This window comes from Balneolaceae bacterium (assembly GCA_034521495.1).
Classification (GTDB): domain Bacteria; phylum Bacteroidota; class Rhodothermia; order Balneolales; family Balneolaceae; genus Rhodohalobacter.
Genome location: JAXHMK010000012.1, coordinates 80519 through 95606 on the forward strand (window position 1 = coordinate 80519; position 15088 = coordinate 95606).

At 43.1% G+C, this 15088-nt stretch carries 12 protein-coding genes; 6 read left to right on the forward strand and 6 right to left on the reverse strand.

Annotated elements, in window-relative coordinates:
* Window positions 1-109 precede the first annotated feature (109 nt).
* From U5K72_13525 to U5K72_13540, 4 genes are all read right to left on the reverse strand, one after another.
* On the reverse strand, window positions 110-745 hold the full coding sequence (locus U5K72_13525) for a YceI family protein (GenBank protein MDZ7719831.1): 636 nt from the start codon (window positions 743-745) through the stop codon (window positions 110-112).
* A gap of 180 nt (window positions 746-925) precedes the next feature.
* Window positions 926-1513: a DNA-3-methyladenine glycosylase gene (locus tag U5K72_13530; GenBank protein ID MDZ7719832.1), complete on the reverse strand. Its 588-nt coding sequence runs from the start codon at window positions 1511-1513 to the stop codon at window positions 926-928.
* Window positions 1510-2472 carry a YihY/virulence factor BrkB family protein gene (locus U5K72_13535; GenBank protein ID MDZ7719833.1) on the reverse strand — a complete coding sequence of 321 codons (963 nt, stop codon included), beginning with the start codon at window positions 2470-2472 and terminating at the stop codon, window positions 1510-1512. The genes U5K72_13530 and U5K72_13535 overlap by 4 nt, the downstream gene beginning before the upstream one ends.
* Before the next feature lie 174 nt (window positions 2473-2646).
* Window positions 2647-4314 (reverse strand): carboxylesterase family protein, encoded by a 1668-nt coding sequence (locus U5K72_13540; protein MDZ7719834.1) that lies wholly within the window; start codon window positions 4312-4314, stop codon window positions 2647-2649.
* A 161-nt stretch (window positions 4315-4475) separates the two neighbouring features.
* On the opposite strand from U5K72_13540, the gene U5K72_13545 reads away from it, so the two are divergent.
* The 6 genes from U5K72_13545 to U5K72_13570 all read left to right on the forward strand — a co-directional run bounded on the left by U5K72_13545 (window position 4476) and on the right by U5K72_13570 (window position 13935).
* Window positions 4476-5213, forward strand: coding sequence for an NUDIX domain-containing protein (locus tag U5K72_13545; GenBank protein MDZ7719835.1), 738 nt, complete (start codon window positions 4476-4478; stop codon window positions 5211-5213).
* Window positions 5214-5323: 110 nt separating this feature from the next.
* Window positions 5324-7999 carry a DNA mismatch repair protein MutS gene (mutS, locus tag U5K72_13550; protein MDZ7719836.1) on the forward strand — a complete coding sequence of 892 codons (2676 nt, stop codon included), beginning with the start codon at window positions 5324-5326 and terminating at the stop codon, window positions 7997-7999.
* Window positions 8000-8515: 516 nt separating this feature from the next.
* Complete coding sequence (locus U5K72_13555) at window positions 8516-9385, forward strand: TIM barrel protein (protein ID MDZ7719837.1); 870 nt, start codon at window positions 8516-8518, stop codon at window positions 9383-9385.
* 42 nt (window positions 9386-9427) lie between these two features.
* Window positions 9428-10459 carry a zinc-dependent alcohol dehydrogenase family protein gene (locus tag U5K72_13560; protein ID MDZ7719838.1) on the forward strand — a complete coding sequence of 344 codons (1032 nt, stop codon included), beginning with the start codon at window positions 9428-9430 and terminating at the stop codon, window positions 10457-10459.
* 408 nt (window positions 10460-10867) lie between these two features.
* Window positions 10868-11761 (forward strand): GntR family transcriptional regulator, encoded by an 894-nt coding sequence (locus U5K72_13565; protein MDZ7719839.1) that lies wholly within the window; start codon window positions 10868-10870, stop codon window positions 11759-11761.
* A gap of 254 nt (window positions 11762-12015) precedes the next feature.
* Window positions 12016-13935, forward strand: a complete 1920-nt coding sequence (locus tag U5K72_13570) for a DEAD/DEAH box helicase (GenBank protein MDZ7719840.1) — start codon at window positions 12016-12018, stop codon at window positions 13933-13935.
* 338 nt (window positions 13936-14273) lie between these two features.
* Here the strand turns inward: U5K72_13570 and U5K72_13575 are convergent, their stop codons facing one another.
* Window positions 14274-14615 carry a DUF86 domain-containing protein gene (locus U5K72_13575; protein MDZ7719841.1) on the reverse strand — a complete coding sequence of 114 codons (342 nt, stop codon included), beginning with the start codon at window positions 14613-14615 and terminating at the stop codon, window positions 14274-14276.
* A complete protein-coding gene (locus U5K72_13580; protein MDZ7719842.1) occupies window positions 14608-14898 on the reverse strand; it encodes a nucleotidyltransferase family protein in 291 nt (96 codons plus the stop codon). The genes U5K72_13575 and U5K72_13580 overlap by 8 nt, the downstream gene beginning before the upstream one ends.
* Window positions 14899-15088: the final 190 nt, after the last annotated feature.

Here is a 15088-nt window from a genome sequence, read left to right on the forward strand (position 1 = left end):
AAATATAACAGAAGATTTGCAAAAGTGTGAGTTCGAAAACCAAATTTATACAAATAAAAAAGCCACATTCCCTCATACGGAAATGTGGCTTAAATCTACCTTAAATAAATTAGTTTGAAGCTGTCTCTTCTTTAGGGGCAGTCAGCTCAAGGTTTAGCTGAATGTCCACTTCATCGCCAACTACGGCTGTTGCGGCCCAGTCACCAACGCCAACACCATAATCGGTTCTGTTCAATTGTGCGTTAGCTGTGATACCGGCTACTTTTTGTCCATCCTGCATAGGGTGGTCCATCACGCCGAGAAGTTCAAAGGGTAATTCAAATTCGCGGGTAACGTCTCGTATTGTAAGTTCGCCGTGAGCCACAAATTGATTGTCACCTGTTTGCTCAATTTCATTACTTACAAAATGGATATTTGGCCATTCTTCAGCATTAAAGAAATCTTCTGATTTCAGGTGATTGTCCCGCCGTTCGTTATCTGTATTGATGCTCGAAACGGGGATAGTTACATCAATGCTGCTGTTAGCCAGGTCATTCGGGTCGAAAAAGATTTCGGAACTGTAATCTTCAAAACTCCCGTCAACCGGTGTGAAGAAGTGGGTAATGGTAAAATTGATGTTGCTGTGAGCCTCATCAATGCTCCATTCGTCCATTACTACTGCGTTACCGTCAGTAGCAAAAGCTTGCCCTGCAACGAAGAATAAGAGTGTAAAAAGAGTAATAACTGTTTTCTGTACTACTTTCATGATTAATATTTTGAATTATGGTTTATGGTTAATTTGTTTAACATTGAAACAAATGTGTTTAATAATCATTCCGTTCCATTGTTGATCAAATATTTTAAACTAATCTAAGAGGTGATTCTAATGGAAGCTTGTATAAATCCTGAGGGAAAGTTGAATCTTCTATTTTTTAACGTTCTATACTCAGTCAACGTAGAACCGCCAGGGTTTTAAGGCATCCTTCCCGGCATAGTCAACCCCGATTCGTGAGGAAGTATTGATCTCTTCATCTTTAAATGTGATCCCGCGATCTTCAATCCAAAGGGGAGGTTCAGACAGGTTTGTGGTATTGAGATCTGTTGTTACTCCCAACGCCTGGGTTAATTTACCGGGACCGTCGGTCAGGTTTTTTTGATTTTTGATTTCACGCCGTTCCGTCATCTCTTCAACTCCTTCAAGAGGTTTAACGGCGCGAATCAAAACGGCATCGGCCAGTCCTTCTTTGTTGGTTACAACATTTAAGAGATGGTGAATGCCATAACAGAGATAGATATAAGCGCGCCCCGGTTCCCCATACATTACCTCTGTTCGGGCGGTTCGTAATCCATTATTTGCATGGCATGCTTTATCATTCCGGCCGCAGTACGCCTCGGTTTCTGTGATGACTCCGGCTGTAAAGGTTGAATTGATATGACTGCAGATCACCTTTCCCAGCAATTTTCGGCTCACATCCACTACATCAGGATTTTTATAAAAGGATTTGGGGATAATTTTTGACTGATCAATGATCACGAGATTGCTGTATAGGGATTTTTTTCAATAGAAGGCGCTCTTTCCAGATAAACTTCCTGGTATGACCTGGCAAGGATAGCGGTAAAGACAAAGAGAGCTGCTGTATAAAATGCCCATAAACCGATGATCAACAATGCAGCGTAGCCTTGGTAATAAAATCGATATGCCGTAAATGCATATTCCAGGTAAACAGAAACGCCATATTTTGCAATTTCAAATAAAAATGTATAGAGAATAGCTGCAACCAGGGCTACTTTTGTATTCATGCGCCGCTCACTGATGAAACGGTATATCACATAAAAGAGGGCAAACGTAAAGAAGATTGGAAGGAAGCCTGTCAGCCAGTCTGATACCCATGCAAACTCAATAACAATTTCTGTGTATGGCACCACATACTGATCAAACGAGAAAAGTGAGAGTAACGATGCAGCCATCGTAAAAAAAATAAAAACCCCGCCAACGACCCCAAAAGCGAAAAAATTGTAGATGATCTCCATAGCCGGGCTCTTCCGGTCTTTGGTATCAAATACATCAAACAGAACATGTTTGAGAGTGTGGAATAGCCCCTGTGCAAATATCGTAAGAATTATAATTCCAACGATTCCGAATATTTGCCGGGCTCCCACAAGGGGCTGAATCAAAGCTTCAATGGTAACGGCACCTTCAAAAACATCACCGCTCTGTGTTTCGAAACTAAATTGGGGAAGAAGTTCCCGGCCGTATCGAACCACCTCATTAAATGCTGCATCGATAGAAAGTACGTATCCCAGAATGGAGATGATGATGAGCGTAAATGGAATGGCACAAGTAAACAGGTTAAATGTAATAGCAGATGCGTTGAAGAAAACATCTTTCTTCAGGCTGAGTTCTGCCACCAATTTCCAAAACCGCTTAAACTTTTTTTTATCGAATTTATTCATCACAAATTCGAAAATAAGCTGAACGTCGTTTAAAGCCAAAAAGGAGTCCGTGAATATTTCTTTTAACCTGAGTTCGATTCATAAAATATCGAATGTAGTCATTGAAAGTCCCGCTCTTTTTCAAGGAAATGCAGGGAACTCATTTATTCGAATTTAACAATTGAACTCATGTTTTTAAATGGCCTTCATACAAAGAAGTCTGATTACTTACATTTAATTTTCAATCATCAGTTGATCCAGGAACTCGTAACGCTCTCCAAACGGATCTTCCATTATAAATGTATCACTGCCAATACTCATCACCGAGCCACCGGTTTGATCGGCTGCCGGCCAAAAGGGCACACCGTAGCCATTGGGTGATTTGGAGTGAATAAAGTTGGCAGCATAATTTTGAAAAATAGCCGATACTTTATAATCCGTTTCTGTCCAGTCGTACACACGGTTGGAGGACAGGTTACCCATCAAATATTCAATTTCCGCCGAGTGAACGGCACCATTCGGTTCCGGAAGCTGTGCCTGCTGCATTTCATCTTCGGCCGATTCATCATTCTCCTGGACACCGCCGGCAAACCCGGGAGTTGAGTTGGCATATTTCGGCCTCATTTTTGGGCGGGGCTGGGTATAATAGTATTGGTAAACCGGACTGGTACTATTTTTTTGATGAAGATCGGCCCACTTCCAGGTGCTAAAAGCAATAAACCGGTCTCCCGCCAAATCTGTTGCAGATTGCAGCATCTCTTCAAGATTTCCTGCAGGATAAAGTTCAAGGATACGGCTGGCGTGACTTTCATATTCGCTGGCCACTACTTTTTTATAATTTTCGATGGTTGGCTCATGTTGTCCCAAAAATGCCCGAAAATTCATTTCCTGGGAGTTCCAACCTACAAACAACGGTACATCAGCGTGTTCACCGGCTTCAAAAATTTCCAGGGGCGGTTTTGGAAAATAGTAACCGTCAATTGTGGGAGCGAATCGCGGGAGACCCTGCTGGCCTGTAAGGTTCAAAAGGCTGTCTGATGGAATTTCCCTCAACTCTTGTAGTGATTCAGCTCCAATAATCCCTGCAAATTTCTCGCCATTCTGCTCCCCAACCTCCAGCTCTACCGGGGGAAGAGCTCCAAGAATGGAACCACTTTCACCAATCGCTCCGGCAATCATATCTCTTGAAAGAGGAGAAGCCATGAGTGCACTCACAGAGATAGATCCGGCAGATTCTCCGGCAATGGTAATATTATCAGGATCACCGCCAAACTTCTCAATATTTTCAACGACCCATTCCAGGGCTTTCACCTGATCGAGTAAACCGTAATTTCCTGAAGAGTTATGGGAGGATTCTTGTGTGAGTTCAGGATGGGCAAAGAATCCAAATACCCCCAGGCGGTAGTTGGTAGTGATGGCAACCATTTTATGATCGCGTGCCATATTTGCACCATCATATCGGGGTTCGGAACCATCCCCGGCCATAAATCCACCGCCGTAATAGTAGAGAAGTACCGGCAGTTTCTCATTACCGGTTTTGGCGGGTGTCCAGACATTCAGGTAGAGGCAGTCTTCGCTATTACCGTCAGAACGGAAATTCATATCACCAAAAACGGGCAGTTGCATACAGGCGGGTCCAAACACTTTTGTTTCTAAAACTCCATCCCAGGGTTCTTTGTCAACAGGAGCTGTCCATCTTCTGTTGCCAGTTGGAGGTTCAGCAAAGGGAATGCCTCTGAATACGGTGATTCCATCTTCTTCAACACCCTCAATGGTTCCATTGGAGATATCTAATTGTGTGTTGAGTGTTTCACTGTGACGCTGTGCGTATACAGATTCAATTAAGAATAAGGCAAGAATAGCTGTAAGTACGATCATTAATTGGGATTTCGATTTCATCATATTTCTCTGTTCTGTAGATTTGATCAGTAAGTGAAATTAGTTAAACTCTGTTGAAAGAGTTAAGTATTATAGTTTTACTATGTAACAATAGTAATTTATTTCTACTGATATCGCAAAAATCTGAGCGAATTTGGCGCAGAAGAAAATTAGGTTACAAAATTATGGGGCAAGATAAAGAAGGACATACAGAGGAAAACTGGGATAAATATTTACCCGGATTAGCCATTGATTGTGTGATTGTGGGATATCATGAAAGGGAGTTAAAAATCCTGATCATGGAGTATGAAAATACCGACCTGTATGCTCTGCCCGGTGGATTTATAGAGAAAGAAGAAGATCTTGATAATGCAGCTTCAAAAGTTCTATATGAAAGAACTGGCCTGAAAAATATCTACCTGAACCAGTTTCACACATTTGGCAAGCACGACCGGAATGATACAGAAGCGATGAAGATCATTATGAAAAATAATGGAATTGCATTTGATGAAAATCATTGGCTTCTGCACAGATTTGTATCTGTAGGCTATGTGGCTCTGGTTGATTATAAAGCAGTAAATCCCTCACCCGGTATCATGTCAAGTAAGTGTACCTGGTTTGATCTGGATTCTATCCCGCCGTTAATTCAGGATCATCAAAAAATTATAGATCAGGCACTCCTCTACCTGAAAAACCATGTGGATGATAGACTGTTAGGAGCCAATCTGTTGGTGGATACATTTACGATGAAAGACCTGCAAAAACTCCATGAAACTATTTTAGGAAAAAGACTGCACAGAACAGGATTTCACCGAAAGATGATGGATTCCGGCCACCTGAAACGTCTCGGGAAAAAGAAAACCGGCAAAGCTCACCGGTCGCCCTATCTGTACCGGTTTGTTACCGAAAATGACAAGGATTAATCCTTTAAAAAACCGGCTCAGAATTTGACAATGTTGTGCAGAAGTTAGTATAAAGTGTACAAGATTGTATACCTTCAAATATCCGGTGAATTTTAGTCTACATTTCTTAAATGAGTAAGAAAAGCAAGAAAAAACAGACGCCGCTGATGCGGCAATATTTCGATATAAAGGAGAAACATCCCGGGACTATTTTGCTTTTTCGGGTGGGAGATTTTTATGAAACCTTTTCTGATGACGCCGAACTGATCAGCAAAGAGCTTGGAATTACTCTCACAAAACGAAATAATGGGGGAGATCAAACGCCGCTGGCCGGATTCCCCTACCATTCGTTGGATACCTATCTACCTAAACTGGTGAAGCGTGGCTACCGCGTGGCCATTTGCGAGCAGACGGAGGATCCGGATTCTGCCAAAAAAGCGGGACGAAAAGTTGTACAGCGGGAAGTAACCGAAATTACCACGCCGGGAGTCACGCTTTCCGAAAAACTACTCGACCATAAGCGAAATAATTACATCGCTTCCATCCACTGGGCGGGAGGAACCGCGGGAATTGCGTTCTCAGATATTTCAACCGGTGAATTTGCCCTCAGCCAGGTTTCAAAAGGCGAGCTGGATTCGTTGCTGCAATCTATCCAGCCATCAGAAATTCTGCTTCAGAAAAAATACAAGAATAATTTACCGGAGGAAGTGGCTCAGTATAACATCACCTATATAGAAGATTGGGTGTACCAGGGTGATTACGGCTATAACTTGCTGACCGATCATTTTAACACACACTCGCTGAAAGGATTTGGTGTAGAAGAGCTGGAAATTGCCCACTATGCAGCTGGCTCGCTTCTTCATTATATGCAGGAGACTCAGAAATCGTCGCTGGCTCATCTGCGCCGTTTGTATGCTTACGAAAATACCGACTACATGGCGCTGGACTCTTCCACAAAGCGCAACCTGGAGCTAACCACCACCATGCAGGAAGGGGGAACCGACGGAACACTGGTTTCTATTTTGGATGATACAGTGACGGCGATGGGCGGACGCCTCCTGAGAAAATGGATTATGCGCCCCCTTAAAAAAGTTAAACAGATTCAAAAACGTTTAGAAGCGGTTGATTGGCTCTATCAGCATCACGACCGAAGGCATGAACTGCGGGATGAACTTGGACAGATCGGGGATCTTGAAAGGTTGATCAGCCGCATCAGTGTGGGCAGAACCAATGCCCGTGATTTGAAGCAGCTTCAACTATCACTCGCTCAGATTCCCCGGGTAAAAACACAGATTACCCAATCAGATAATGCACTCCTGAATTCTGTTAATGACCGACTCAAACTGATGGTAGATGTCCAGGAGAGAATTGAAAAGGCAATTGTAGAAGATCCGCCGGCCAGTATTCGCGATGGTGGAATTTTTGCCGATGGATTTGATGATGACCTGGATGAACTGCGTGATATAGCCCGAAACGGGAAAGAGTATATCGCAAAAATTAAGGATGATCTGGCGAAGGAAACCGGGATATCATCCCTGAAGATTGGTTACAACAAGGTGTTTGGGTACTACATTGAGGTTACAAATACTCACAAAGATAAAGTACCGGAGCACTTCATCCGGAAACAGACGCTGGTCAATTCCGAGCGATATATTACCCCGGAGTTGAAGGACGTGGAGGAGAAAGTTCTCTCGGCCGAAGAGAAAAGCAAAACGCTGGAAGGTGAACTTTTTGAGGAACTTCGATTGTATGTTGCTGAATTTGCGGATGAGATCCAGCAGATTGCCGGGGCTTTGGCAGAGCTCGACTGCCTGCAGTGTTTTGCTGAGGTCTCCTTCAGAAATAATTATGTACGCCCGGAAGTGAATGACGGAGACGTTGTGGATGTAAAAAAAGGGCGCCACCCGGTTGTGGAAAAAACGCTGCCGGCAGGTGAGCCTTTCATTCCAAATGATATTTACCTGGACAATTCGGAGTACCAGATTTTGATGATCACCGGTCCGAATATGGCCGGGAAGAGTATCATACTGCGGCAAACCGGGCTGCTCGTGTTGATGGCTCAACTGGGGTGTTTTGTTCCCGCCGAGAAAGCAACGATCGGGCTGGTGGATAAAATCTTTACACGGGTTGGAGCGTCTGATAATCTGGCTGCCGGGGAGAGTACATTTTTGGTTGAGATGAACGAAGCGGCCAATATACTCAATAATGCCACTCCAAAATCTCTTATTCTTTTGGATGAAGTGGGACGGGGAACAAGCACGTTTGATGGATTGAGTATTGCATGGGCGCTATCAGAATACCTTCACAATAAACCGGAAGTAGCTGCTAAAACACTCTTTGCGACACACTATCATGAATTGAATGAGTTGGAAAGTCGCTACGAAAGAATTAAGAATTTCAATATTAAAGTGAAGGAGCACGACGGAAAAGTAATTTTCATGCGGAAGCTGGTCCGGGGCGGAACGGACCATAGCTATGGTATCCAGGTGGCAAATATGGCGGGATTACCCCAGGTTGTAATCGAGCGTGCGAAGGAGATTTTATCAAACCTGGAGAGTCATTCGCTGGATGTGAGTCATGAAGGAAACGGTGCCATCAAAAAAACAGCAGCTAAAAAAGAAGCCGCTCAAAAAACTACAAAGCAGGTAGAGAACCAGGAGCAGATTCCCCAAATGACTCTTTTCGATACGCATGTGGATCCCAGGATAGAAACTGTAATGGATAAGATTGAAGCAAGTGATCCTGAACGAATGACGCCTATTGAAGCTCTTCTTTTGTTGAGTGAGCTAAAGAAAATTGTAAAGTAATACTCTGAAGATAGCTTTAATCTATTTTTACGACCTTCCAAACTTGTCAGAAATTACCCCAATATTTACAAATTAAAATATTTAAGATAAATATAATCAGGGTTTTATAACTTTTTTAAATGGAAATGGTAATCATGGAAGAGTAATTGGCCTTGAATAGTTGGCGGAAAAAAGGACACCGATTGAACCGTGAGAAGAATCCTTTCATACCGGTGAGAAGCTAATTTTAAGGGCTGAAAGAGTGATGGACCATTGAAAGGATTCCACGGTGAACTCGTGTCCGCCGCCAACTATTCACAGCCTTGATATTTTCGTTCTTTTGTATCAAGACAAAAGAACAAGCATTTGCAACAAGTTTACATCATAAAAATGGAGTAATTCCTCAAACTTATATATTGAAGGTAAACGTATTCTTCTGTATTCTACTATAACAGGTCAGTTAATATTTCTTGGGGTAAACATTATTCGGAAATCTGATCGATTCAAAAAAAAATAAGTTAACCAAACATTATATATATGGACCATTCACGTCGTTCTTTTCTCAAAAAATCCGGACTTCTTGCCGGCGGTGCAGCTTTAACCAGTTTATCGTTTTTGCAATCCTGCGCATCATCTGATGAGGTGGAGGAAGTAACAAATACTTTTGGTATACAGCTTTATACTCTCAGGGATATTATAGGTGATGACCCAAGAGGGGTGATATCGAGCCTTGCAGAGTTTGGATATAAACAAATTGAAAGTTATGAAGGATCTATGGGAATTTTCTGGGGGATGAGCCACACAGAATTCAAACAATTTCTTGATGATCTTGGATTGAGCATGATTTCAACTCATGCCAACGTGTCTGAGAATTACCAACAGAAAGTTGATCAGCTTGCTGAAATCGGAGTGCCCTATATTATCAATCCCTATGTTGGACCGCAGGAATCTATTGATGATTTCTATCAACTTGCAGAACAGTTTAATGAGCTGGGCCAAATAGCAAATGATGCCGGTATTACATTTGCATACCATAACCATGCATACTCTTTTGAAGAGTTGGATGGAGAGATTCCACAGGTTGTAATGATGGAAAATACAGATCCGGATTTGGTTGAGTTTCAGATGGACATGTACTGGGTTGTTGAAGCCGGAGAAGATATTCTGGATTGGATTCGACGCTATCCTAACAGATTTACAAGCGGTCATGTAAAGGATTCTTCCGGTGGTGAAGATGCAGAATCTGTAGTATTAGGTACAGGTACTATCGATTACCCATCTATTGTGCAGGTAGCACAAGAAAACGGAATGGAACACTTTATAGTGGAACAAGAAGCCTATACCGGCACCACACCAATGGATGCCGCACAGGCTGATGCCGAGTATATGAAAAATCTTCAGCTGTAATTATCTTAGCTGTTAATAAGAATTAAAAATGATTCCGGTTGTATGAAAGCAATGCTTTTACATAGTGTTGAAGACTTAAACCGGAATCATTCTCCATTAGAGCTTACCGATATAAAAAAACCGGAACCGGCTGAGGGAGAACTGCTGATTAAAGTTTCTGTCTGTGGAGTATGCCATACAGAACTGGATGAAATTGAAGGAAGAACCCCGCCAGAGTCCTATCCCGTTGTTCCGGGTCACCAGGTAGTGGGGGTTGTTGAAGAACTTGGAGGTAACGTTGATCAGTTTGATAAGGGAGACCGTGCAGGAGTAGCGTGGATTTACTCTGCCTGTGGAGAATGCTATCACTGCAAAGAAGGTGAAGAAAATTTATGCAAGGAGTTCACAGCAACTGGCCGCGATAAAAATGGCGGATATGCAGAATATATGACCGTTCCCGCCGAATTTGCCTATCCGATTCCTGATGAATTGAAAGATGAAGAGACCGCTCCGCTGCTTTGTGCCGGAGCCATTGGGTACCGCTCCCTTTCGCTGACGAATATATCTGACGGGAAACGTCTCGGCCTCACAGGGTTTGGAGCATCGGGACACCTGGTCCTTCGTATGGTTAAATATCTTTATCCAAATACCGATGTATACGTGTTTGCGAGGAATCCGGATGAACGTGATTTTGCCCTTGAACTCGGAGCCGTTTGGACGGGTGATACAGAGGCAACAGCTCCCGAACCTCTACATGCAATTATTGACACGACTCCTGCATGGAAGCCCGATGTGGAAGCATTAAGAAATCTTGCTCCCGGCGGACGTCTTGTGATCAATGCCATTCGAAAACAGGATTCTGATATTGACTACCTTCAAAAAATCGACTATTCCACTCACCTGTGGATGGAAAAGGAGATTAAATCGGTTGCCAATGTCACCCGAAAAGATGTAGAGATGATGCTGGAAATCGCCGCCGAAGCCGGAATCCGACCCGATGTTCAGCTTTTTCCATTAGAGAAAGCAAATGAAGCGTTGATGGAGATCAAACAAGGAAAAATAAAAGGCGGGAAGGTTTTAAAAATTAATGGATGAAGGCATTGAATGATGTACGCCGGTCAGCTTGACCGGCCCCGAATCTTTATTTACGATTATTAACCTAAAGACTACCTTTCAGTAATGGTCAGGTTGACCGTTTTACAATTTTAGACCTGGAACCTTAAACACACCCCTTTGCAACACTCCGCAATCAGCTTGACCGGCCCTGAAGTTTTATCAAAGACCTTGTACCTTTTTAGCGACGTGACAGCGTGCGAAGCTCCTGTCAGCGTCGTTTCAAAGTTTACCAACGGATTTCTTCAGACCAACGCTAAGACCCAACGCTGACAGATCCGGTTGGTGCTGTCAGATTGATTGATTTAATTTCAATTAAGGTAACGGGCAAAGCCTGTCCCGACCCAATTCGGGGCTGCCCGTTGTACAATAAATCCTGAATTCTGAAACGTGCAACATTCCGCAAAACACATAGCAGACCGCATCCGGTTAATGATCACCACCAAGCAGTTCCAGGTGGGGGAGATGCTGCCATCAACCCGTGAATTGGGAAAACAGTTGGGAGCCAGTTTTCATACCGTACGAAAAGCCTACCAGCAACTGGCAGATGAAGGATTGATTGAGAGCGAACAGGGCAGGGGATTTTTGGTAAAACAGCAAAGTACCACGCTCGATAAATCGGAACGCCTGGAGCTGGCCGCTGAAAAATTTCAGATGTTGTTGGAAGAGCTGATCGGCTACGGGTTAGATGAATCAGAAGTAGAGGCCATTTTTGAAGAACAGATCAGTTTTATGGAGTGGCCGGATCGTATTCAAAGTATCGCTACAGTTGGAGAAACTATTGAGCTTGCAAAGTTGCTATCTGATTCGATCAAAAATCAGATAGGCGTAAAAAGTTCGGTTATCAAAGCTTCCGATTATGATGACCTGGTTCGGTATGATGCCCTGTTTGTACCGATCTACCTGGTGAATGAATTTCGAAATTTGAGTGATGCCATTCGTCTCCTCCCGGTTGTATTTCATTATGATGCGGATGTTCTTCTATCGATTATTGACAGGTCGGGTATTGAAGCGATTGGACTCGTTACATCTGAAGAAGACAGCATCCCCAAAATTATTGATGAGCTGAAAACGCTTATTAAGTTTGAAGGGGCGTTTGTAGCCGGTGCCACGTATGGAAAATCGCTGCCGCTTTTTGTTCGAAATACAGATCTTATTGTATACACTCCCGCCAGTGCAAGATTAGTTGAAGCCAAGGTTCCCGAGAAAAGCCGAATTAAACTTGAGTATATCATTTCAGAAAAAAGCGCAGAGATGATTCGATCTGAGTTGTGGGATCAGTAGGGTACTGTACAACGGGCAGCTTGCCCGTTACTGATTATCAAACTTGTGGGTGTTTGCGAAACATTATGCCTGAATATCTATCAATAATTCAATCTTCCATTTTTCTCCAAAATTAAAACCTGTCGTGCCGGACAAGCTGTCCGGCGTACTGCACCCCAACCGACAACAAACAATTTCATTTGCCCAACAAGCTGAGTACCTTTCCAGTTGAAATAACACTTTTCACTTTTCACCTTTGCCTTTTCACTTAAAAAATGAACATCGAGAAACTGATCCGTCAAGCGAAGTCTGCTCTTGAATCGGAGATTGAGACGGTTCGCGAAAAACCATCAACAGAGATTTTATTCAACGGCGAACTTGTAAACAGCGGTGTTGGAGATTATGCTGATTATAGTTTTGAATGTCATCAACCCTCCATCCGGTTTGCAGAGGAGATTAAAGCTGAACTTGGAGAAGAGGTTTGGATGGTTCATCCGGTTTCATATGAGGAGAAAACCGTTGTGCTGAGATTTCCGGAAAAGGTAGGTTCATCCATTGATAAAGTGAACCTGGAGTGGGAAAACGATTTTGTTCTCAAGCGAACCCTGTCGGAAATAGAAAATCTTTTAGACAGGAAAGAGGAAGCTGCAAAGCGGCTGGAGAGATTGTTTAATCCGGTGGATGAGATCATCCCATCCAATGGTGAGGTAATCCAGGATGGCAGAAGGAATGAAGCACAATCTGATGCCATTCAAAAAGCGATGAAGTGCCGCTCGCTCTTTATTTGGGGGCCGCCCGGAACCGGTAAAACAGATACACTCGGATATATTATTGCCAACTACCTGGCTCAGGGGAAAAAGGTGTTGTTCGCATCGAATACCAACCGCGCTGTGGATGTGGGCCTTTTGAGTGCTCTCCATGCATTGGATGAAATTGATCTGGATATCAACCCACAAAAAATCACCCGTTTTGGAGATGCTGTTCTGGATCACGATACACTCGATTCTTACCAGTTTTCCGTTCAGATCGAAAAAGCCATTCAAAATCGAAAAGAGGAAGCGGGTGAATGGGTCGATCTGTTAAGCCGGCGGGAATCGGCGTTGAAAGCGGTTGAGAAACGATTTAAAAATGGCAAGCAGCCGACATCAAACCAGGAACTGGAACTGAAGCTGATCGAGCAGAAGCTGGAAGATGCGGGTGGAATCGAAGAGCTTGAAGACAAGATTGAGGAGCTGACGCAGGTCAGCGAGCGAAAGGAGTTGTGGAAAAAGCAGTTAGTGGCTACGACGTTGGCGAAGGTTTGTACATCGGACCTGTTCCACGATCTGGAGTTTGATGCGGTTGTGGTCGATGAAGGATCGATGGCCAATCTGCCTTACCTGATGGTTCTGGCTTCTCACGCCAAATGGCATATGGTGGTTGTAGGGGATCCTATGCAGCTTCCGCCCATAGCGTTGACATCAGACCGAGACTCTCGTGAATTTTTGGAGCAGGATATATTCACAACAGTCTCCGGCGCCGACAGCAGTGAAGACCTGTTTTCCTGGCATGATGAGAATCCTGAATTTACCTCGTTTTTTGATACACAATATCGGCTGGAATCCTCGCTGGCAGATATTATCAGTACGGTTTTTTATGAGGGCCGGCTGAAAACTGGTAAACTGAAAGAAACGTCATTAAACACACTTTCAGACCGGGCCTTTCATCTTGTGGATACCTCAAAGTATAAACCTGTTTTGGAGCAGAAATCCAGTGACCGAGGGTTTAAGCCCGTGAATCTGGTTCATCAAAGCGTGATTGAACGACTCGTTACAAATATGGAGGGACGGGGAATTTTTATGGAGCAGGTTGGCGTAATTGTACCCTTTCGAAGTGCTGTGTATGATTTAAGAAATCGCCTCTATGATGCGGGAGTACGAAATGTGGAGGTTGGGACCATTCACACCTTCCAGGGGAGGGAGAAAGATTACATTATTTTTGATACAGTGATGAGTGGCGAAGAGCAACGAGGCCGAACGCGCCACTATTCCGTCCGCCCATTTGATGAAGAGAAGAATGGTTTGAGTGTACCGAGATTACTGAATGTAGCTTTCTCAAGAAGCCGCAGTGAGTTAGTTGTGATTGCAGATATGAATCATATCAACAAGATATATGGAAATAAGTTTTTAGGGAGATTGTTAAAGAGGATGGTTTGATTTGTTAGTAAGACATGGTATGTCTGATATTAGCTTTAATCGATGTTTAGGGTTGAAATTAGATACAGCAGTGAATGATGAATTAGTGAGAAGACATACCATGTCTCCCGTTAAGTACTCGTTCCGAAGGTCCTCCTTCGGAACGCCCACGTGGAAGCTCTGCTTCTGGTCCAACTTCAATAGGGAATACTTTCTGTTGTGATTGATGAATAGAAGCGGAGCTTCGGGTTAAGCGTACCAAAGGAGACCTTAGGTACGAGTAAACGCATATACTCATTAAATTGGATGGCACAAGCTTCCCAGCTTGTGCCATTTCTCGTACTTGCGCTAAAGAATTGTTATTGCCTGTCCAATACACTTTGTAACTGTCTTTTCAGTTTGTCGAGGTCGCTTTTGATAATAGACCAAACGATTTCATAATCGATTCCGAAATAATGATGAACAATTCGATTACGAAATCCACGAATTCTCTGCCATTCAATTTCATCATGATCCTCATGAAAATCCGTCCCTAAACGATTAGCCGCTTCCCCTATAATTTCAAAGTTTCTGACTACGGCATCGATTGTTTTCTCATCATTGATGAAAGCTTCATAACTCATTCCATCTGTATATCTTTCAATCTTATTCGCAGCTTCAATCATATCTTCCAGAAGTAAAGACGCGTCTCTCTTAGACATAAATGATTTCATCCTTGATGGTTTCGTAATACTTTGGCTTCACCGCTTTTTTTGAAACCAAATCCACGTGCCGATTTAAAAGTGATTCGATTTCGTCAGCAAGATCGATAAATTTAATTCCAATATTATCATTGAATTCCACCAATACATCGACATCACTTTCGTCATTCTCTTCTTCTCTGGCGACGGATCCAAAAATTGCAAGTGATTTGATTGGATATTTTGAATAAAGTGTGTCCTTGTTTTTTGAGAGAATACGCAGTATATCATCTTTCTGATTCATACCAGCAAAGTAAGCGTTTCTTTAAAGGTTTTCATAAAGATTTAATCGTAGAACGATCAGATTTAAAACAGATAATATCGAATGTTTGTTTGATATCAACACTTTACTCATTCCGAAGGTCCTCCTTCGGAATGCCCACGTGGAAGCTCTGCATCTAATCCAACTTCATAGGAAATGCTTTCTGTTATGG